At 44.0% G+C, this 21,380-nt stretch carries 15 protein-coding genes; 10 read left to right on the top strand and 5 right to left on the bottom strand.

From position 1 onward, the window contains the following. Positions 1-16 precede the first annotated feature (16 nt). Together tssF and tssG are read left to right on the top strand one after the other, a co-directional pair. Positions 17-1,765 carry a type VI secretion system baseplate subunit TssF gene (gene tssF, locus QMA41_RS07255; RefSeq protein ID WP_006961141.1) on the top strand — a complete coding sequence of 583 codons (1,749 nt, stop codon included), beginning with the start codon at positions 17-19 and terminating at the stop codon, positions 1,763-1,765. After that, on the top strand, positions 1,762-2,760 hold the full coding sequence (gene tssG, locus QMA41_RS07250) for a type VI secretion system baseplate subunit TssG (RefSeq protein WP_006961140.1): 999 nt from the start codon (positions 1,762-1,764) through the stop codon (positions 2,758-2,760). The genes tssF and tssG overlap by 4 nt, the downstream gene beginning before the upstream one ends. Positions 2,761-2,827: 67 nt before the next feature. Here the strand turns inward: tssG and QMA41_RS07245 are convergent, their stop codons facing one another. Genes QMA41_RS07245 through QMA41_RS07235 form a run of 3 tightly spaced genes read right to left on the bottom strand, consistent with a single transcriptional unit; the run spans position 2,828 to position 8,023 of the window. Next, positions 2,828-3,280 (bottom strand): Lrp/AsnC family transcriptional regulator, encoded by a 453-nt coding sequence (locus tag QMA41_RS07245; protein WP_019277704.1) that lies wholly within the window; start codon positions 3,278-3,280, stop codon positions 2,828-2,830. A 37-nt stretch (positions 3,281-3,317) separates the two neighbouring features. Then, positions 3,318-6,713: a type VI secretion system membrane subunit TssM gene (tssM, locus tag QMA41_RS07240; RefSeq protein ID WP_019277703.1), complete on the bottom strand. Its 3,396-nt coding sequence runs from the start codon at positions 6,711-6,713 to the stop codon at positions 3,318-3,320. Positions 6,714-6,715: 2 nt separating this feature from the next. After that, the gene (locus tag QMA41_RS07235) at positions 6,716-8,023 is read right to left on the bottom strand and encodes a type VI secretion system ImpA family N-terminal domain-containing protein (RefSeq protein ID WP_171375629.1); all 1,308 of its coding nucleotides are present in this window, start codon (positions 8,021-8,023) and stop codon (positions 6,716-6,718) included. Positions 8,024-8,551: 528 nt separating this feature from the next. On the opposite strand from QMA41_RS07235, the gene QMA41_RS07230 reads away from it, so the two are divergent. The 7 genes from QMA41_RS07230 to melB all read left to right on the top strand — a co-directional run bounded on the left by QMA41_RS07230 (position 8,552) and on the right by melB (position 18,122). Next, positions 8,552-9,154, top strand: a complete 603-nt coding sequence (locus tag QMA41_RS07230) for a hypothetical protein (RefSeq protein WP_038161519.1) — start codon at positions 8,552-8,554, stop codon at positions 9,152-9,154. 12 nt (positions 9,155-9,166) lie between these two features. Further along, positions 9,167-10,552 carry a type VI secretion system-associated FHA domain protein TagH gene (tagH, locus tag QMA41_RS07225; protein ID WP_281629248.1) on the top strand — a complete coding sequence of 462 codons (1,386 nt, stop codon included), beginning with the start codon at positions 9,167-9,169 and terminating at the stop codon, positions 10,550-10,552. Continuing rightward, the gene (gene tssJ, locus QMA41_RS07220) at positions 10,545-11,045 is read left to right on the top strand and encodes a type VI secretion system lipoprotein TssJ (RefSeq protein ID WP_019277701.1); all 501 of its coding nucleotides are present in this window, start codon (positions 10,545-10,547) and stop codon (positions 11,043-11,045) included. The genes tagH and tssJ overlap by 8 nt, the downstream gene beginning before the upstream one ends. Positions 11,046-11,056: 11 nt before the next feature. Beyond that, complete coding sequence (gene tssK, locus QMA41_RS07215; RefSeq protein ID WP_039952110.1) at positions 11,057-12,382, top strand: type VI secretion system baseplate subunit TssK; 1,326 nt, start codon at positions 11,057-11,059, stop codon at positions 12,380-12,382. Further along, positions 12,379-13,170, top strand: a complete 792-nt coding sequence (icmH, locus tag QMA41_RS07210; RefSeq protein WP_006961128.1) for a type IVB secretion system protein IcmH/DotU — start codon at positions 12,379-12,381, stop codon at positions 13,168-13,170. Before tssK ends, icmH begins: the two co-directional genes overlap by 4 nt. 471 nt (positions 13,171-13,641) lie before the next feature. Beyond that, the gene (locus tag QMA41_RS07205; protein ID WP_281629247.1) at positions 13,642-16,689 is read left to right on the top strand and encodes a beta-galactosidase; all 3,048 of its coding nucleotides are present in this window, start codon (positions 13,642-13,644) and stop codon (positions 16,687-16,689) included. An 80-nt stretch (positions 16,690-16,769) separates the two neighbouring features. Continuing rightward, positions 16,770-18,122 carry a melibiose:sodium transporter MelB gene (gene melB / locus QMA41_RS07200; protein ID WP_172849609.1) on the top strand — a complete coding sequence of 451 codons (1,353 nt, stop codon included), beginning with the start codon at positions 16,770-16,772 and terminating at the stop codon, positions 18,120-18,122. A 241-nt stretch (positions 18,123-18,363) separates the two neighbouring features. On the opposite strand, the gene QMA41_RS07195 is transcribed toward melB, so the two are convergent. Both QMA41_RS07195 and QMA41_RS07190 read right to left on the bottom strand, forming a co-directional pair. Continuing rightward, entirely contained in the window at positions 18,364-19,371 is a 1,008-nt protein-coding gene (locus QMA41_RS07195; RefSeq protein WP_281629246.1) for a substrate-binding domain-containing protein, read from the bottom strand. A gap of 14 nt (positions 19,372-19,385) precedes the next feature. Next, positions 19,386-20,117 (bottom strand): TetR/AcrR family transcriptional regulator, encoded by a 732-nt coding sequence (locus tag QMA41_RS07190; protein WP_021457355.1) that lies wholly within the window; start codon positions 20,115-20,117, stop codon positions 19,386-19,388. Positions 20,118-20,303: 186 nt separating this feature from the next. Here QMA41_RS07190 and QMA41_RS07185 point away from each other — a divergent pair, with 186 nt between their 5' ends. After that, the gene (locus QMA41_RS07185) at positions 20,304-21,380 is read left to right on the top strand and encodes an efflux RND transporter periplasmic adaptor subunit (protein WP_281629245.1); all 1,077 of its coding nucleotides are present in this window, start codon (positions 20,304-20,306) and stop codon (positions 21,378-21,380) included.

Here is a 21,380-nt window from a genome sequence, read left to right as displayed (position 1 = left end):
TCAGGAGAAACTCTTCGTGAGCAGCAGTAAATATTTTCAGGATGAACTTTCTTATCTTCGCGAAGCGGGAAGCGAGTTCGCTAAATACCATCCTAAACTGACGAATTTCCTGGGTGAAGGTGTCTATGACCCAGATGTTGAACGTCTACTAGAAGGTTTTGCTTTCTTAACAGGAAGAATTCGGGAAAAGATTGACGACGAACTGCCAGAGTTAACGCAGTCATTGATGACTCTGCTTTGGCCTCACTACATGCGCTCTGTTCCGTCTATGTGTGTTTCAGAGCTATCACCACATGTAGGTAGTGTGACTGAAAAAACAGTGGTCAAACGTGGTGCTGAAATGGCAAGTGAGCAGGTTGAAGGGACGCAGTGTTTGTTCCGTACCTGTTATGATGTGGCACTCTATCCTGTCAGTATCACGAATGTGGAACAGTCCAACAGTCGCACGAGTTCAAACGTTGACGTCACAATAGCCGCAGAATACGGTCAGGAACTTTCTAGGCTAAAAATGGACTCGCTGCGTTTTTATCTTCATGGAGAAGTTCATGTAACGCGAACCTTATATCTTTGGTTGTTCCGTTACCTAGATTACATCGAACTGGATGTTGGCGGTGGATACAAACATAAATTGCCTGCAAGCAGTATTAAGCCTGTTGGCTTTGGTGATGATGAAGCGATTCTGCCATACGGAACCAACTCTTTTGCCGGGTATCGCTTGCTTCAGGAATACTTTTCTCTACCAGAGAAGTTTATGTTCTTCGACGTGACTGGGTTAGAGTGGTTAAGTGGCGTTCCTCAACGTTCAACCGTTAAGATGTCTTTTGTCTTTAAACGCGCATTACCTTCGGAAGTGGTATTAAAAGACAAGCACTTACGATTGCACTGTACACCAGCAGTTAACCTATTTAGCAAAGACGGTGACCCGATTCGACTGGAGCATCGCCGAAGCGAATACAAAGTCAGGCCTCAGAGTAGTAGTCAAGATCACTACGAAGTGTACTCGATCGAAAATGTAGAGACCTGGAGTAAGAACGAGCGTAGCCGTAAGAAGCTGATTGAATTTGAATCGTTCGAGCATCAGATTAATCAGCGCGACAAGCGTGAGTTTTACAAAACCAAGGTATCTGAGCGAGTCAGTGGACGTGGCTTAGAACGTTATATCTCTTTCCATACGCACACCAGTGATATTGCCGAGTTAGGCTCAGAAACGGTGCTTATGAAGCTCACGTGTAGTAATGGCGACCTAGCAGAACGTTTGTCGGTAGGCGATGTGACTTACACATCACACAATTCCCCTACATACGCGACGTTCACCAATATCACTAAGCCGACTCAGTCAGTGAGCCCTCAGGTAAACGGTGAATTGCAGTGGCAATTGATCGCAAACATGTCGTTGAACTATCTGTCTCTGGCCAACATAGATGTACTGAAAGTGCTTTTATCGACCTATGACTTTCATTCCCGCGTCGATCGTCAAGCGCATCGAGCGTCTATCCATCGCTTGGACGGGATAAAGAAAACAGAGATGAAACCAGCAGACAGGGTATTTAGAGGCACAGCCATTCGAGGTACCCAATTTACTCTAACTGTAGACTCGACTTACTTTGTCAATGAAGGCGATATGTTCCTGTTGGTGAGTGTACTAAATGAGTTCATTCGATTGTATTCCAGCCTGAACTCATTTACAGAGCTAGAAGTGTTTGATGAGAAAACCGGAGAAAACTATCACTGGCCAAGTCTAGCGGGGCAGCAGACTGTTTTATGATTAATCAGATTGAGCAAGAAACCCATGAGTTTGGCTTCTTTCAAGCTGTCTCATTGCTGGAAAAACATTATCAATCACAGACAGAATACAGTTATAACGGTATTGGTCAGAACAAGTATATCTGGCAGGAACACATTCGATTCAGTGTTTCTCCAAGTTTAGCGTTTCCGAAAAGCGACATAGACTTTGTTTCTCATTATGAAATGGACGGTAACCCTTATTCGCGCGTTGAAGTTACCTTTTTAGGTCTTCATGGCTCGAGTTCACCGTTACCATCCTCATACACTGAAAAGCTTGCGGGCCGCGACGACGAAGATAACCCGGTTAAGCAGTTCTTTGATTTCTTTCATAATCGACATATCTCATTGGTTTATCGAGTATGGAAAAAATACCGCTATCATATTCAATATCAGAGTGAAGCTAAGGACCCATTTTCAGGTCGTATGCTGCATCTTCTAGGCTTATCGTCGGTGATGCAGGAAGCAGAAGTTAGTGAGTTAGACAGAGCAAAGCTACTCTCGTACGTTAGCCAGCTCTCGACTCGTACACGCTCTCCTAAATTGATATCGGGTATTGTGGCTCATTACTTCAGCTTGCAGAATGTTATTGTCGATGAGTGGATTTACCGACGTGTTGCGATCCATCAATCTCAACGAAATAAGCTGAATCATGTTAATTGCGTACTTGGTCAAGATCTGCATTTAGGTAAAACCTTGCCAGATTTAGTGGGCAAGTTTCATCTACGTATTGAAGATATTGACTTCTCTACCTATCAAACTTTCCTTCCAGGCCGAGCAAACTACAAGACATTGATTGGGTTAATGCAGTTTATATTGCGAGATCCGTTGGCATGGGACCTCATTATGAAAGTTAAGCTTGATACTATTCCTAAAAATGAATTAGGGCAGGGGGAAGGCAATTTGTTAGGACAGACGATGTGGTTAGGTGACCCAGGTACAAAAGATGCGTCAATCAAACAAATAGGCCAACTCTAACAGGCAATAAAAACCCGCGAAATCGCGGGTTTTGTTTTAATGTGTCCTACTCAAACATTGAGAAAGATTAGCGTCGGATAGGTTGATGCAATACTACTGTGTTGTTTAAAGACTGAATGCCGTTAAACGATTCAATTTCATTGCACAGGGTATGTATCGATTGAAGATCTGGCGCCTCAATTAGAGCAATAATGTCATAAGTTCCACCAACGATACTCGTTAGCCTTACCTCAGGAAGCTCTTTAAGAGCTTCCGTCACATTATTCTTCTTACCTTTCTCACATGAAATCAGCAAGTAGCTGGCGGCTGATCTGCCTTCTTGCTCGACTCTGATCTGTGCGGTATAGCCTTTAATAATACCGGTTTTTTCCAGTCGGTTGATGCGTTCAGCGACTGCGGTACGTGACAAGCCAATGTTACGCGATAGGTTAGCGATTGACTCGCGGCCATTAGACAAAAGGTTAGATAGAATTTTCCGATCTAGTTTGTCTAAGCCCTGAAGGTTAGTAGTTGACATCATATATCCTGCCTTACGTTGTTTTTATAAGTTTACTTTTTTATAGGTCGATGGTTTCGGGTAGAGAGAAGTTATACAGCTCCGCAAGGGTAAATGGGTTCCTCTGCGAGAGTGGCTTCACTCGTAGTTTCAGATCACGACCTGAAACGGTAATGTCACTAACAAAACTTCCATCATGTTGATTTGTTAGTGTGGATTGGCCCAACAGCCTGTAGATCGCCCACTGGCCATTTTCGCTTAGTACGTATTGTTTGCCCTCATCAGTTACGTCTTGGATAGTAATACTCACGTTAAAGTCACCGCTCTTAGGTGGCCATTCCAGTTCCCTAATGCGACTTGGACCGTGGTAGTAGCTCATTTGCGAATCTGCAACTTTGACTGTTGCACGAATCGCGCTGGAGTCTAGGTCGAGAATCTTAGTAGTAAATGGGATTGAAACACGGTTGGTACTCTTGTTAATCAACGTGTCACGAATCACATTGTAGTTTTTCAATTGGACCAGAAGCTCAGGCGTCAAAGGCATTGTCTCGCCATCAACACGCTTCGGTGTCCAAAGGTTAGTGTCATAGAAGGACGCCAAGTTCTTTTGAACGAAGGTGTCGATGATGCCGCCGGTAGAGAAAAGAAGCTCGAAGTCTTCTAGTGCAATTTCTTCTTCTGCATTTAAATCAAATGGATACTTGTTTAATGCTAAATCACGATACTTAGTGTAAACCTCACTATACCATTGAGTTTGAACGCCTTTTGCTGACTCTGCGATCATGACAGACCAACTTTGCTGAACCATACCAAGCAGCCAACTGCGTACCGGCTCTGGGGACTTTTGAGCAATCTGCTTGAGTCGGATAATCGGGTCTGCTTCTGAACTTTGCATGCGTGAACGCGCAGCCAGTAGCGAGGCCATTTGTGGATCTGGTGAGTCGGCGATGTCCTTCATGTAGGTACGTAGGCGGCTCAACGCAGTCACAATCTCATCCCATGGAGTAGGGGAGTTAGGTGTCTCGTTAATTTGCAGGCGGTTAAGCTGGAAGAAAGCCTGTTCGACGCGTTGCATCAGCAAGTAATCTGGTTGAACAAATTCCTCTGCTGAATCTGCTAGTTTATCTATCGCTTCGGTTGCTGCTGTAGGCAGTTTATTCGCTAGTAGCTCCTTTTCTCCTGTTGGAGAGAAGTGCGTATTGGAATACACCTGCTTAAGTACCGTCGTTAGAGGTGAAGAAGGGCCAGAAACAAGGTCGATAGCGTTAGTCAGTTCGCCAATTGAATTGTACTTTTTAACTTTTAGCTCACTGAGTGCGTTACGCCAGTAGCTGATATAGTCATCGGTATACTTCTTACGAATCTGGTCTTTGAACGCTTCATGCTCTTCTTTTGAAGGTGTGACATTCTTAGATAGCCCCAGAACCCAGTTGTTTGTAATCACGTCTTTTGACATCAAATCGACGCGTGGACGATAGAAGGTACTAAATCCGGTGGCTGTGTAGACCTTGCTAATATCTAGCAATTCTTGGTCAATTTGGTCGTTAAATACATTGTTAAAGTCAAAACCAACCGCGCGTTCAATGTTTAAAGTACCAAGGTCAATAGAGTTCGCTTGGTTGATCAATTGAGCATAAACAAGGTCGACATTAGATTGTGCAAGCAAGTTTCTGCGTGTAGCACGCACGATGTCCATGTTAATGTTCACAGGCGCGAAGTCTGTTCTGAAGTATGCATTAAGATACTTCATCGCAGAGGCTACTTGTTCAGAATCACCAATGACTTTTGAGAGAGTCGATTGCGTTTGAGCTGTCATAAACGGCAGATCGCGTTTACTTGGCTCTTTCAGCATCAAGTAGCCTTTTAGCACTGGTAAGGCTTGAATTGGCTTATCCTGATACTTGGTTAGTTGAACACGGTAAGTTTGCTCAATAACAGGGATCAGTTCCTTCTGAATCGATTGAAGGAGCGTTTGATACGCCATTTTTGTCGCAGGCTCAAGGCGGCTCACATTCAGAGACACGATCTCTTCGTCTAATGCTTCGCTGCCTTCAACCCAAGCATCGTAGACAGGTTCGATCTGTGTGATTGCTTGTGCTAGCTTGTCATCCAGCAAACGTACTTGGCCTGATGCTTGATCTCCTGTTTCAATGTTTAGCAGCTGATAGATCACGCGAAGGTTGCTATCGAGTGTTGTACCCAACAAATAAGCGCCGCCAGCAAGGAAAACGATAGAGGCAATCATCGCTAAGCGGCTCTGACGCAATATTCGTTTTAGATAGGTTTTGTTTTCACCTGCAAAATCGGCTTCTGGAAGAATCTGAGATTCCACAAGGAAGCGAGTGAAATAAGGCGTTTCAGATAGCTGAGTGTGCTCTGAAGCGATAATCGGTAAGTTAAAGTATGTGCTGCAGCTTTTTGCCAACAGGTTGTACTTCCTGCCACCCTGGAGACATGATGAGAAAAACAGTTCTCTAAGGTCAATGAAGTACGCTCCGCGGTTAACTTCACTTAGGCGCTGAACAACGTACTCAACTTCCTTCTGACAAATTTCTAATTGTTTCGGGAAAGATAGTATCGCTTGTTTTTCTTTGGTGTCATTTGACTGTGATGTTGAATCCAACGCATTTTTTTCAATTACTTTTACCAAGTTGTTGAAACTATCGCGATAGTAGTCGACCAAAACACCTTTAGCGTCCTTAAGTGCGATGGATAAATATTCTACGTTGTGCTTAAGAGGGCTCAATTGGACATATTCTTTGAAGCCCTGAAGCTTATCTAACTTAGAGACGACCATATAGACTGGAAGTGCGGTATTTGTTTGATCGCAAATGGACGTAATTCTGTCAATCAGTGCCGTCAGAGCATAATCGATCTGCTCTTCTTCAGAGATGATTAAGAATTCTAAGTCAGTAAAGAATAAACAACCTGCAAATGGTTTACGTGGACGGCTGCGAATCACTTCCGCGACCATAGTATCCCACAGTAGCGAGTCAGCCGCGGAAACTTCTTGGAACACCAATCTTTGATCGGGTTTTAGGTAAACCGCTTCGTCAGACTCATACCATTCGAAAAAGTCATTTTTCTTGGTACGTGATGTATCAATTGATTTGATAGCATTGGAACTAGTAAGAAACTGCTTTTTACCGGCAGCTTTATTACCAATCATTAAGTAGATTGGTTTTTTCTTTGAACCTACGAGTAGAGGTCTAAGAACTAAGCTCAAGGCCTCTTCTTCTGTTTCTAGCTGCTGGTCACGATTTTGTTTTCTCTTCTTAAAGAAAAGAACTAGTTGATAAGCACAAAGCACTAATGCGATGGCCGCAATTCCAATATACAAAATGTTTGTTGAAACGGTTTCTGGGTATAAGAAATGTGCAGCCGTTAAACCACCAATGAGAACTAACGCAAGCAAAGTGGAGATGAATATCGGATGACGTATAATATTTTTTAGCATAGTTATTCAGCCACGACTTGGTTTAATGATTTATTCTCTTGCGTCGCCTTAAGTTGTGCGATTTTATGCAAGTAAACGTTGATTAAAATTAGAGAGCGATCGAGTTCTTCAGCGCTGTTTGTTTTTTCTGCGTACTCTATTCGTCCAAGTAGTGGGAATAATGAGTTGCTATACTGATAAGCGAGTTTCGTATTCACATCTTTAGAATCACGATTTAGATTAGCAATTGCTGTTCGGGCGCGTGAAAAACGTGAAGTTATATCGTCAAAGTCTTTTTCTAGCTGTAACTTGACTCGTTGGAGTTCAGTGGATAGTACTTTAACAGAGGAGGAGTCTGAATAAAGCTCAGATAAATTATCTGTAATGCTAACCAAGGCTGATATTTGACCTATTTTTTCTGGGGACTTATCTAGGTCGTAAACAATAGAATCTACCGTTCTAATTAATGGTTCTTTAAGCTTATTAAGTGTGTCTTTGTTTTCACGCTTTAAGTCTTCTGTAACCTCAAGAAGTGCAGGAATATTGTTCGATGCAATTTTCTGCTGGTAGCTATTTAAAACCTTATCATTGTGGATATAGTAGGCACTCAACGCGAACAAAAATAAACCAACAACAGCGGCAACGGTCCAAATTGTCGAGCGGCTTTTTTCGGCTTCCGTTTCAACAGGAGAAGGTTTCCCTGCTACAGGTGGTTTTACATTAACTGTGATACCACCCGGTACGGAAGGGCTAGGCATTTTTTGTTGGGATTCTTTCTGCTCTTTGGCTTTTTTCTGAGCAGCTTCTTGCTTATCTTCGAGCTCTTTGATTTCGTCGATATACTGACTAAACAATCGTCTGATAGTGCCTAGAGAAGGTGCTTTATGACCATAGTGAAGTCGTAATTCTTCTTCAATACGAAGACATACTCTGTGCCCAGCCTCAAGCATTGCTCTATCTTCAACAGTGACATTGAATTGCTTTGCACGTCTTTCGGCATGTTCGACCAGCCATTCAAAAGCACCCATTCGCGCGCTTGCTTTCGAAACTTCAGGATATGAAGACGACCAATACACTACGCATAAATCGAGTATAGAGTTTAGCCCATCAACAAATCCGCTTAGGCCGTCATTGTGTGCAGAAGCTACGGCATAATAGCACCCGCAACGTAAATCTTTACTTTTATGCTTAAGAATATCTTTAGATAACTGCTGTACTTTTTTCCACGATACGCGCCCAGTAACCTTATTGATATTATTGATCTGCCGTTTTATTTCCTCAAACTCTTCGAGATTGTTTGGGTTAACTCCACAAGGAGTATGCTCGTCCACTGGCCGCCGAGCAAAGTCTGAAAAGTACATTAAATCCTACCCAAATGACGTTAATTATAAAAATGTAATCGCACTTCTATTCGTTTCTTATTTAATAATGCTTAATTATCTCGTGGTGGATTTTACGTAGGAGAAAAGTAATTTGTAGATAAGATATTACTTAAAACTAATTAAAGTTTATTAAATGTGACCGCTATCGTTTACTACTAAAGTTTAATTGAGAAAAGAGTAAATAGTGGAAAGTGTAATATTTACAGTATGGCTACATGTACATCATATTATAAAGTTGTGTGATTGTTATTTAATCGTTACATGATAATCAGTTTTTTCACGGATTATCGTGTGCGCCTGCGCAATTTTGGCTCGATAGTTGAAATGTCCATTTTCGTAGGAGAAAGGAAGTTAACAATAGGAGAAAGAACATAATTACGCGGAGAATTTTTTTCGCTATTGAATTTGTTAGTTAGCCTGCTATTTTGCTGAATCTTTAATTTATCTTTTGACTTTAGACCTTTTGAGGATAAAAGGATGAGCAAGTTAAGTCGATTGGGCTTATTAGCATTGGCATGTACTGTGTCAGCGGCGGCTAACGCGAAAGGGGAGCGCTATGGTGGCTCCATTAGTATGCTGAGTATAGACAGCATTGAATACAAGGAAGGGTCGAGCGGTACAGCTGACACAATGCGATATGGCTTTGTGCATACCCGACCAATCGATGAGGATAATAACCGCTGGAGATGGTGGTTAGGATTCAATTACGTCAACGAATCTATCGATGCGCCTGCTAACGGTATCTATCAGGAAGTAACCAACTACGAGTTTCGTATTGTTCCGCAATACGCTCTAGGAAGCTGGTCTATTTTCACCCCTTACATTGGCGCTGGTCTATCTGCAGGTTACAGCCAGTATTCAAACCGTTGGGTAGTTGATAGTGATGGCTTTAAATACGGCTCTCAGTTAGAAGATATTGATCAGTTTGAAGCAGGTGCTGTCGCCACCATTGGTACAGTCATCAAGCTTGGCAGTAATCCTGATGCGCACCTACAGATCATCCCTCAGGCTTCTTACATTTTGCCTGTATACAACGATGGCCTTGGCGGTGTTGAGCTTACAGTGTCACTTCTATTTTAGGGGATTAGAGCTTTGTTAGAGCGCTTGGTTATAGTCATATCAAAGCATCCTGAAGAATACACGGGAGCAAAATTTGTAGAGCTACCAGAAAGTGGTGGCTCTATTGGTCGCAACCCGGGTTGTTCGGTTCCTTTGGTCGACCACAATCGTTACATATCAAGTACTCACTGTCTGGTGAGTATTTATGGTGATGCTTATTACATTAGCGATGTGAGTACCAATGGGCTCATCGTCAATGGGAATAAGTTGTTGAAGAATCAGCCTATTCCTATTCACGAAGGGGATACGATTGTTTTAGGTCAGTACGAGTTGTCAGTCAGTGTCGAGCGTACGACCAATACGACGGACATCGCGTTTGATATCACCCCTGACCGTGACACGACAGACCCTCTCGTCAATCTTGGAGAGGCGTATGTCGAGCAAGAACAGCAGAGGCCGTTAGAAGAAATTTTTCTAGAGACAAAGCCTGAAGAGTCTGATGCCTCTGATCCAATGACTCACCTCGATTTTTCAATGGATAGCAGTGACGATCATCTAATCCGAACCGAAAATGAAGAGTTAGATCAGTTTGTTGTGACGAACGAGTCAACTCGCCAGATTGCGGATGACAGTCTGAGCGTGTATTCCGAATTTGATGCACCAAGCCTCATCCCTGAAGACTGGATGGGAGGTGAGGAAAGCTCGACTCCTAAAATTGAAAAGCCTAAACCTGCTCCACAACGTCAGCAGGCATCAGTGAAGGAGGAGCCTACCATGGGCTCTCCTAAACAAACAGTTGCGCCTGTACCGAGTGAAATTAAGGCGCCAAGCGCGCAATGGGAAGAGGTTGCTCCTAAGGCCGAACATCAAACTTCATCAGAGCCTCAATTTAGTCAGATTAACACCAGCTCTTCCCACAGTGACTTATTAACTTCGTTTAAAAAGGGATTAGGGGTTACGGATGATGAGTTGCTAGAAAGCGATCCACAACTGTTTGAACAGATGGGAATGTGTTTGCGCTTATGTATGACAAAGTTGCAGCATGAACTTGTTGAGATTGAGGAACTGAAGCAGTCCCCAACGGCTGCAGATACAGATTTGATCAGTTTAATGCTTGATTTGAATAAGCAAAGTATGCTTTCACCAAATGAGCTGGTTGAACAAATGTTGGATGAGATAAGCGAGCATAAGTCACTGTATGAGCAAGCGCTCAACAGCTATGTACAGCAAAGTATTAGTCAGTATGACCCGATTATATTTGAGCAGAAAAGCGAGAATAAGGGTTTTCTTGCCAAGCAAAAGTTGTGGGATACCTACAAACTGCATTATTTGGAGAGTTTGAAAGGTGTACACGGTGTAGGCACAAAGAAACTCGTTCAGGAAAATTACAATCGACTTCTAAAAGAAAAATATGCGTAAACTAATCACTCTTTTCTTATTCCTGTCTTTAACTGGTTGTTCTATGTGGGACCAGTTCAAGGAATCAAGTGGTATCACACCTGAAACTTCCTCTATCGAGCTGATCATTGAGGCATCTCCTTTGCTTAACATGCGGGAGGGCGGACAGCCGTCACCTGTGATATTGAGAATTCATGAATTGACTTCGCCAGTCTTGTTTCGAAATTTAGACTTCTTTGCTTTGTTTGAGAATGACAAAGCTTCGCTTGGTGATGAGTACATTAAGCGCTATGAATATCAGTTGAAGCCGGGTGAGAAAATTCATGAGGTGCTGACTCTTGACCCTGGAACTCGTGCATTAGGTTTTTCTGCGGCGTTTCGCGATATCAATGGTTCCTCTTGGCGAAAAGTTGAATTAATTGAAGAGCAGTCTGAGTACTTTTTAAAACTTAAGCTGGAGGGAAGCGAACTGTCGTTTAACTCTACGCGTGGAATCGAGCAAACTTACTTTTAAGGGACAACGAAATGTCATTATATAATCCTGTAGTGTGGCAAGATGGCATGTTCATGAAACCACAGCATTTTCAGCAATTTGATCGTGCTCAGACAAAGCTAAGCACCATGCTGTACGCCAGCAGCACACCACTGCATTGGGGTGTGAATCGCATTGAGATTAACACTGAACTGCTGACTCAAGGCAAGATCGCGGTCACTCGAGCAATTGGTGTTCTTCAAGATAAGACGCCTTTTGACTTGCCGCTTTTAGCTGAGGTACCAGACGTAAAGGAAGTCGATCCTTCGATTACAGACAAAGTGATTTACCTTTGTTGCCCATTACCTTCTGAAAGAGAAGAGTTGTTCGGCTCTGACAAAGATGGTGCTCGTTACCTTGTCCGTCAGCAAGATGCCGTTGATGCGGTTTACGAAAGTGAAGACACGGCTAATATTTCAGTTGGTCAACTTAAGTTCCGATTAATGTACGAAGATGAGGATCGTAGTGCTTACACAGCGATTCCAATACTCAAAGTGTCAGAAGTAAAACCTGATGGAAGTGTCGTGCTTGATGATCGCTACATTCCGACTTGTATTGACATCAACGCGTCGGAAGTCCTTAGCAAGTTTACCAATGAATTCGCTTCGATGTTAAAGCACCGCGCGGAATCGATTGTCGAACGCCTCGGTACCGTTGACCAGCAAGGTGTATCAACGGTCTCTGATTTTATGCTGTTACAAGCGCTCAACCGTTATGAACCTTTATTCTGGCACTTCTCTAGTGTTGAAGGCGTGCACCCCGAGTCGCTTTATCGTACTTTGCTTCAAGCCGAAGGCGAGCTGTCGACACTTTGCTCAGCATCCCGCAGGCCTCCAGAGTTTATCGAGTACAATCATGGTGACCTCACCAGTTGTTTGTCTCGTACTCTGGACAATGCTAAGCGCACGTTAAGTGTTATGTCTGAACAACGCGCAATACCACTGACATTACAAGAGCAGAACTTCGGCATTCGTACTGCGGTTATCCCAGATAAGAAAGTGGTTGAATCCGCGACCTTTATTCTTGCGGTTAAAGCGGATGTCACCCTTGATATTCTGCATACTCAATTTGTTAGTCAGACTAAGATTGGTTCTATCGATAATATCCGTGATCTGATTAATCTTCAGCTGCCAGGTATCGGTATCAAGCCAATGCCAGTAGTGCCACGTGCATTGCCTTATCATGCAGGCTATACATACTTTGAACTCGACCGAGCGAGTGAAGAGTGGGCGGCATTGGAGAGCGCTTCTGCGATTGCGGTTCATGTTTCTGGTGACTTCGCAAACCTATCGTTGCAACTGTGGGCGGTTAGAGCATGAGTTACATAGATAATGATGTAACCGTAGTACTGTTTCAGCCTGAGCCGGGCAAACCGATGGAGGTTATGCCCGCGCCTGATCTTTCAAGAAACATAGCGGTTAAAGATCCAAACATCGAGAAGATGGGGGTTAACCCTCTGGTTGATCAGTTTTCTTGGTTGATTGCGAGCTTATCTTGTATGTCTTCTATCCCATGGCTAGAAGACCCTATGCCATTTAGAGAACAGATCGCTCGAGAGATCCGCAAAGGTGAGCGTAAGTTGAATGAAATGGAAGTTGACCGTGCGTCTATTCTGGTTATTCGCTATTGCTTATGTGCTGCTATTGATGAAGCGGTATGCCGCCAGGAGTGGGGGGCAAACAGTAATTGGAGCCAAAATAGCTTGCTGGCAGAGTTTCACAATGAAACATCAGGTGGTGATAAGTTTTTCACAATCTTAGAGCGCTTGAAGGCAGATCCACGACGCTACCGTTATGTTATCGAGTTGCTTTATCTGCTTATTCAGCTTGGCTTTCAAGGTAAATATGGTCGTGAAGAGCGTGGACAGGAAAAGCTGGCGGATATTGCCAATACAATTTATCGACTTATAAAAGATGAAAGATTGGCGGAAAATGAAAAGGTGTCTTTGGTCAATCTCAAAGCGAAATACCTAAAACAGCCTTTGAAACGGGTGATTCCACCACGAGTGACCTTAGGTGTTTCAGCCATTGTATTTTCCATCATGTACGCTGCAACGTATTTTATCATTGATACTAATTTCCAAAACCTTCTCGCCAACTTCCAATAAGTTCATACATAAACCTTGAGTTGCACGCTTCATTCAAGCCCAAGTACAGCTGTACTTGGGCTTTTTACGTTTAATTAGTGTGACCGCCTTCTAAATCTCTGAAATTAAATGACATTTGATTATTTTCTGTATAAATGTAACTTGCCAGTTATATATGTAACACCATCTGTAACAAGGTGGTTTGGAACATGTAATTGATTCACTAATGATATCTTTTTTTGATATGTAATAAATTTAAATGTGCATGTGGTTTTAACTGGGCATTATTTAAGTACTTGTAAAATAAACTATTGGTAAGGTTTCGCTAAAGATTTTCAAAAAATTCCATCAAAGTGATAGATGGATTTCATTCTAATTATCTGCAATTGTTCATTTCTGGAAACGTTTACATTGGTGTGAGAGTTGTCACAGTGCTGAAACGACTCAGTCGTTAGGATCATAAGCAGTTGAACAAACGCTTAGGTTAGAAACATGCACACAATGAGCCCTCGTAATTGGGAAACACCAGAATTTACTTCATACAATCGCCTACAGGCGCATACTCCGCTGTTCAGTTGGAGAGATGAGTGTGACGCGCGCCATGATCGTGTGAGCTCATCCATTATGAGTTTGGATGGAGATTGGCAGTTTGCTTTATATCCTTCACCTGAGCATGTGGCCGCTGACTGGGCAAAAGGAAACCTAAATGGAGAGACGATTACCGTTCCAAGTAACTGGCAACTTCAAGGGTTTGATTATCCTATCTATACGAATGTGAAATACCCGTTCCCATGTAATCCTCCATTTGTGCCAAAAGATAACCCTACCGGCTGTTATCAGACATCCTTTGAACTTCCACAAAGCTGGGATCAGGCGTCGTTTACTCGGGTTGTCTTTGAAGGCGTAAACAGCGCTTTTTACGTTTGGTGTAATGGCGTTTGGGTAGGGTATTCTCAGGACAGTCGTCTAGCCGCTGAATTTGACCTAACCCCTCATTTGACAACAGGCACCAATACCTTGTCCGTTATGGTATTGCGCTGGTGTGACGGAAGCTACATGGAAGGTCAGGATATGTGGTGGATGAGCGGCATCTTCCGCTCTGTAAGACTGATGAACAAGCCCTTAGAGCATATTAAAGATGTAAGAGTGACCCCAAATCTTGATCACAGCTATCAAGAGGGCGAGCTGGAAATCGAAGTACAGACCACTCGCGGCCAAGGTTTACAAGTCAGGGCGGTGTTGTTCGATGACCAAAATGAAGTGGTTGCCCAAGTCACTCCTGTTGGTACAAGACCTATTGACGAAAAGGGCGGCTATGATGATCGCTGCCACATTTCGCTTCCCGTTCCTCAGCCAAAGAAGTGGAGTGCGGAAGCGCCTCATTTATACCGCTTGGTCGTGAGCTTGCTAACTCATGACAACAACGTCATTGAAAGTGAGGCGTATGATGTCGGTTTCCGCAAAATCGAGGTAATTGATGGCCAACTTTGCGTAAATGGTAAAGCTCTAATGATTCGGGGTGTTAACAAACATGAGCATGATCCAGCGACAGGCCATTCAGAGAGCCTTGAACGTGTCGAACAAGACCTGAAGTTGATGAAGCAGCATAACTTCAATGCGGTGCGTTGCTCACACTATCCAAATCAGCCAGGTTTCTACAAGCTCTGTGATCGTCTTGGTCTTTATGTCGTCGATGAAGCCAACATTGAAACACACGGAATGACGCCAATGGGACGCATTGCAGACGACCCAATGTGGGCAAGCGCTTTTCTAGAGCGTATGACGCGTATGGTTGCACGCGATTTTAACCATCCGAGTATCATCATCTGGTCATTGGGCAATGAGTCTGGTTATGGCTCCAATCACGATGCTATGTATCAGTGGACTAAAAGGGTTGATCCATCACGAGTCGTCCAGTACGAAGGGGGAGGCTCCAATACTGCCGCGACGGATATTGTTTGTCCAATGTATGCTCGTACCGATGCTGATCAGCAACAAGGGCACACAGACGAGCCCAAGTTAGCACTCAAAAAGTGGCTTGGTATGGGGGATGAAAATCGTCCAATCATTTTGTGTGAATACGCGCACGCGATGGGCAACAGTTTGGGCGGATTCGCTGAATATTGGCAAGCGTTTAGGACGCATCCTAGATTACAAGGCGGTTTTATTTGGGATTGGGTAGACCAAGGACTCGACAAGTACTCTGATGATGGTACGCACTATTGGGCTTACGGTGGTGACTTTGGAGATGCCATCAATGATCGTCAGTTCTGTATCAACGGCCTTGTTTTTCCAGACAGAACACCTCATCCAACATTATTAGAGGCTAAACGGGCTCAGCAGCCTTACACGTTTGAGTTAGTATCAACATGCCCATTAGCAGTGAAAGTAACAAGTGAGTTATTGTTTGCTGCCACTTCAAATTGCAGTTTGGACTGGGTAGTTATTGGCGATTGTGGCGAAACTGTTCACAGTGGGGAGCTGGAACTCTCACTTGAAGCAAAAGAAACGTGTGTGCTAGAGCTTGACTCCAGCTTCCAACTTCCTACGTCTAATTGCCACCTAAATGTTGCAATTCGTCACAAACAGGCGACGTCCTGGGCAGACGCAGGCCATATTGTCGCCCAAGAACAGATGGCTATTGGCAAGCGATTACACATTGAATCAATAGCACATGTTCCGTTCACGCCTGCAACGTTCACACAGCACAATCAAGGTTTGCTAGTAACCGCTGCGGAGAATGAATGGTTTATCGACTCAACGACAGGCGTTATTGAAAGTTGGAAAAAATCTGACCGTGAAATGCTGCTATCACCGTTGCAAGATAATTTTTTCCGCGCGCCGTTAGACAATGATATTGGCGTCAGTGAAGTAGACAGGCAAGACCCTAACGCGTGGATGGTTCGCTGGCAAAACGCGGGGTTGTTTGACCTGCAGCACCGCTGCCAAGGCGTCGAGGTGAACGCGGTCATGGGCGAAGTAATTGTTAGACACGCTTACTATGCTGATGACAAACTCGTGCTTACTTCAATTTGGTCATACTGTTTTGCTCAAGCTGGAGAGGTCGACATTTCCGTTCGTGTTGATGTTGATGATTCTCTGCCACCATTGCCTCGTGTGGGAGCATGCCTGCAACTAACTGAGACTCCTGACAAGGTCGCTTGGCTAGGTTTAGGACCGCATGAAAATTACCCTGATCGCAAGTTGAGCGCAGATCACGGGCGATGGGAGTTGCCTGTCACCGATATGCATACCCCATATATCTTCCCTTCAGACAATGGATTGCGCTGCGAAACCGAGAGGCTGCTGGTTGGTGGCATTGAAATCAATGGAAGGTTCCATTTCAGTGTCAGCCAATTTGGTCAACAACAGTTGACGCAAGCGAAACATACCCATGAGCTCGTAAAGCAACCCGGCGTGTTTGTTTACTTTGACGGTTTCCATATGGGCGTGGGTGGCGATGACTCGTGGACCCCAAGCGTTCGTCCAGAATATCGTCTGACTCGCTCACAGTATCAGTGGCAGTTCACTCTGAAATAACAACTGAGCCCACCTCCAATGAGGGGTGGGCCATTCTCTGACCCAAATTCAAACCAATAGCAAAGGCTAAGGAGCCTTATATGTCTGAAGGTAGTATATCGATTCAAACCAAGTTTTCGTATGGGCTAGGGGCGTTAGGCAAAGATTTTGCCTGCTCCATTATCTATATTTTTCTAATGTTCTATTACACAGACGTTGTCGGTATATCCGCAGCGTTTGTTGGCACACTGTTTCTTGTTGCGCGATTTGTTGATGCGGTAACTGACCCTATCATGGGCATGATTGTCGATAACACGCGCAGTCGTTTTGGCAAATTCCGCCCTTGGATTGTTATCGGAACCTTAGTTAACTCCGTCTTCTTATTGATGGTATTCAATACTCACAATATTGATGGCAACATGGTGTACATCTATGCGACGGTCACTTACATCCTTTGGGGCGTGACTTACACCATTATGGATATTCCTTACTGGTCTATGATTCCTTCCATGTCTTCCCTACGAGTAGAACGCGAAAAGTTAGTAGTATGGCCACGCTTGTTTGCTAGCTGTGCTTGGACCCTTATGGGGACGTACGGGTTATACGTGGTTGGCTTTTTCGGTGGTGAAGATAAAGGTTCGGGCTTTTTGTACTTGAGCATGGCGATCATCGTTGCGTTTATCGCGAGTGCGTTGATTACCTTCTTCAATGTGAAAGAGCGCATCAAGAACAAGAAAGTTTCGACGGAAAAATTCTCGTTTAAAGATGTTAAAGATATCATCAGCAAGAATGATCAATTGAAGTCTCTGATTGGCGTAGTGCTGGCATTTAACATTGCGATTCAGTTGGTTGGTGGCTTTGCCATATACTACTTTAGCTACGCGATTGGCCGTGAAGATCTGTTCCCTATGTTCGCTTTGGTCTCAGGTATGGCGGAAATTGCAGGCGTATTCCTCTTCCCTAAACTATGTAACATCATCAATCGTAAATTTATGTGGCTGGTGGCTTGTGCATTCCCTTTACTATGCAGTCTCATTCTTGCGCTGACTGGACTATTTGCGCCTGAGAACGGCATCTTGGTAGGAATTGCGGGCGCGGCGCTGAAGTTTGGCGGCGGTCTGTCTAATGGGCTGTCGACGGTTATGTTGGCGGATGTGGTGGATTATGGCGAATACAAAACTGGTCATCGTAGCGAAAGTATCATCTTCTCCATCCAAACAATGTTGGTTAAGTTCGCCGGTGCATTATCAGGATTCTTCGTGGGTATTGGCCTGACAGCAATTGGTTACGTGCCGAATGTAGAGCAGAGTGACGAAACAATATTAGGTTTACGTGCACTAATGATTGGTATACCAACATTATTAGTTTTGCTCAGCGCTTATATTTATAAAAGAAGTTATCGCTTAAATGGTGACTACCAAAATATGGTTCTTAAAGAAATTGCTTCTACTTAATTCTATCCAGCACTAAAGGTCCAATATGAAAATGGACAACACAGCCACTTTAGCATGTGTAGCGGTGCTGTTTTCATCATCAAGGTTGGCATTAGCAAAAGAATGAACCAATAACGAGTTAAAGAAGCTAAGTGATGAATACCAAGTGCCGGCTCGTTCTACGATCACATTTGTAGCTGACCTTTTGATGTTAGACACACAAAAGCCCCGCTATGTTTTGACAACTTAGCGGGGCTTTTCTTTATGTAGAGGATTGCTTTTTGACTGAATGACGAACAACAAGCGTTGGCACGTACAGGTGCTTATTGTGCTCGTAAGGGCTTTGTTCTGCGAGATGGATAGCAAGTCTTGCTGCATGACTGGCCATGATTTGAATCGGGTAGCGGACCGTTGTGAGTGTGGGGGACAAATAACTGGCAATAGACGAATCATCGAACCCTATGACAGAAACATCTTCTGGTACGCGTATGTTGTTTTCCGTTAGTACCTTTATCGCGCCGGCCGCCATCAGATCGTTGTAGGTTGCGACGGCGGTAAACGGGACGTTTTTCGCTAGCAGGTTTCTCATCGCCTCTGCACCACCTAGTTCATCAGGTTCGCCCGCAGCAACCAGGCTACCCGAATAGGATAGGCCATGTTTTTCTAGCTCTAAGCTATAGCCTTGTTTGCGATCAGCTGAATCCTCAATCTGGTGTGAAGAAGCAAGATAACCAATTTTTTCGTGGCCAGCACGTAACAAGTGATTGAGGGCTAAACTGCTGCCTTTGACGTTGTCCAAGGCCACGCATCGTTCTGCCATTTCTGGAATGAAACGGTTAATGATGGTCAGGCCGGGGATCTCTTGAGAGAACTTGATTAGCTCCTGATCGGATAATCCTTTGCTGTGAATCACCAGCGAGTCACAACGATTGTTAATCAGGAGCTCAATCGCTTCCCGCTCATACGCTTCATTGTGATAACCATGGGTGATCAGAATATGCTTCTTGTATTCACGGGCGACTTCATCAATCGCTTGTACCATCGCACCATAAAAAGGGTTTGATACATCGGCAACTAAAACCCCAATGGATGGCGAGGATTTGCTCACCAAAGCGCGAGCATTGGCATTGGGGCGATAATTTAGCTTCTCCATCGCTGCATGGACGGCGTCAATCGCTGCTTGGCTAGTATGAGGAAGCTTATTAATGACTCTTGATACAGTAGCAACAGATAGTTTTGCTTCTTTTGCTACATCTCGAATGTTGGCCATAGTCGTTGAATGGTTTATTCAGTTGTTAAGGAGTCTTCAGATGCTTCACAAGGGACGTCAAAGATCAAATCTTCAACCTTACCCGGTGAAAGAATATAGGCTTGAGGAACTTGAAAGCGGCATGCCATCATCTGGTTAAACATACTCCAATGATTGAGCAAGCATTGTTGATAGTCCCGGGTCTCATCGCTCCACGTTTCGCGCATAAACGGTCCGAGGCTGGCCGCACCATGGGCAAACATGATCATCTGCCATTTGATTTCCCAGATTTTAACCGGAGTTTGAGGAAAAGCCTCGTTATAGTCATCAGCGATGCGGTTGACCATATCTTCCAATTCACCTGAGTTATCGATGAAATAGTCGAATAGCGTATCTTCTTGACGGACGGCATCAGCAATCAACTGGATGGGTTGCTTAAAGGTCAACAGGTGCGCGAGTAGGCGAACAGAGAACAGATAAAGCTTAACGTTGGCGGTGATGTCTTTTGGCATGTTCTCAACGATAGTATGGATATAGGTCTCCATATAACAGTGCAAGCTATCGCTAATCGCGTACCAGATTTTCTCTTTGCTACCAAAATGATGCCTGATCAAGCTATGCGAAACTCCGGCTTTTTCGCTGATGTTACGAAGTGACACGCGTTCATAGCCTAGCTCACAAAAGAGCTCTGTCGCGACTTTCATGATTTCACATTTTGTCTTTTCTGCATCTTGGGCGCTTCGGCGGCCTTGCTTTCTTTCAGTCATTTTCTCGTTCAATTGCTTACGACGCGGTATTTCTAACAGAAATCGAATCGCTTTTCATCTCATACGTCACTTATAAAACAAGCATACCAAAAAATTATACTGCACACATGGAAAATAAACATTGATCTCGCTTATATTATCCATATACTGCACAGCTGTGTAATAAAATTAAAATGAGATCACCACATGATCAAATCTGCATTCAGAATGAGGCCATCAGCAAAGCTTTTGATCGCAAGTGCGATTGGGTTGACGCTGGTTGGCTGTAATAAAGCCGTATCAGAAGTGACAACACCCGTTGTGACACCAGTGAAGTTGATGGAAGTGCCGGATGTAACCCTAAGCCAGGTCGATTCCTTCATTGCCAAAATCGATGCCACTGACCGAGCTGCACTCTCTTTTCAAGTCGCAGGAGAAATTGAGAGCCTTAACGTAAAGATGGGAAGTATGGTTGAGAAAGGGGATGTGCTTGCTATTTTGGACCCTAATGATTATCAGCTCGCGTTGGATGCTCGTCAGGCCGAATACAGTTTAGCTAAGACAGCCTTTAATCGAGCAGATCAATTGTACTCAAAAAAGCTGATCAGTACGGATGATTTTGACCAGACAGAGACCCAGTACAAAGCGGCCAAAGCTGCCTATGAACAGGCTGTCACAGATCTAAACTATACCCGTATTACTGCTCCTTTTGATGGTGTTGTATCCATTACCTTTGCCAAAGAACATCAAGTAGTTGGTGCAAACCAACCGATCCTAAACCTTATCGATAACAGTGTCATGGATGTTGTTTTCACCGTACCTGTGACTTACACCGAGCAATATGGATTAGACAAGTTCAGCGCTTCGACACTCACAGTCTCTATGGACAGTCATCGCGATGTCGATATTCCTTCTGAGTTCAAAGAGATTTCCACGCAACCTGACGTTGATACCAACAGTTACAGCGCCAGCGTCACGATTCAACGACCACAAGAATTAAACCTATTACCTGGAATGACGGGCCAAGTTCGCTTGGTTAATGATGAGAAGAAAGCGACGATAAAAATTGCGCCTTCTGCGTGGATTTCAAAGCACGATACGACTGGACTTTTGTATCGATTTAATTCTGAAAATCAGACCATCCAACAAATTCAAGTAACGCTAGATGAACATGGTGACGTTATCTCCGGGTTGGAGAAAGGCGACCTGATTGTACAAGCTGGCGTAGACAAATTGGCCTCTGGTCAGCAGGTTAAAGCTTGGATTAAAGAGGGAGGCATCTGA

It is taken from the genome of Vibrio sp. St2, from assembly GCF_947311885.1.
In the GTDB taxonomy this organism is placed as follows: Bacteria; Pseudomonadota; Gammaproteobacteria; order Enterobacterales; family Vibrionaceae; genus Vibrio; species Vibrio coralliilyticus.
This window is presented reverse-complemented; position numbering and strand designations above follow the sequence as displayed.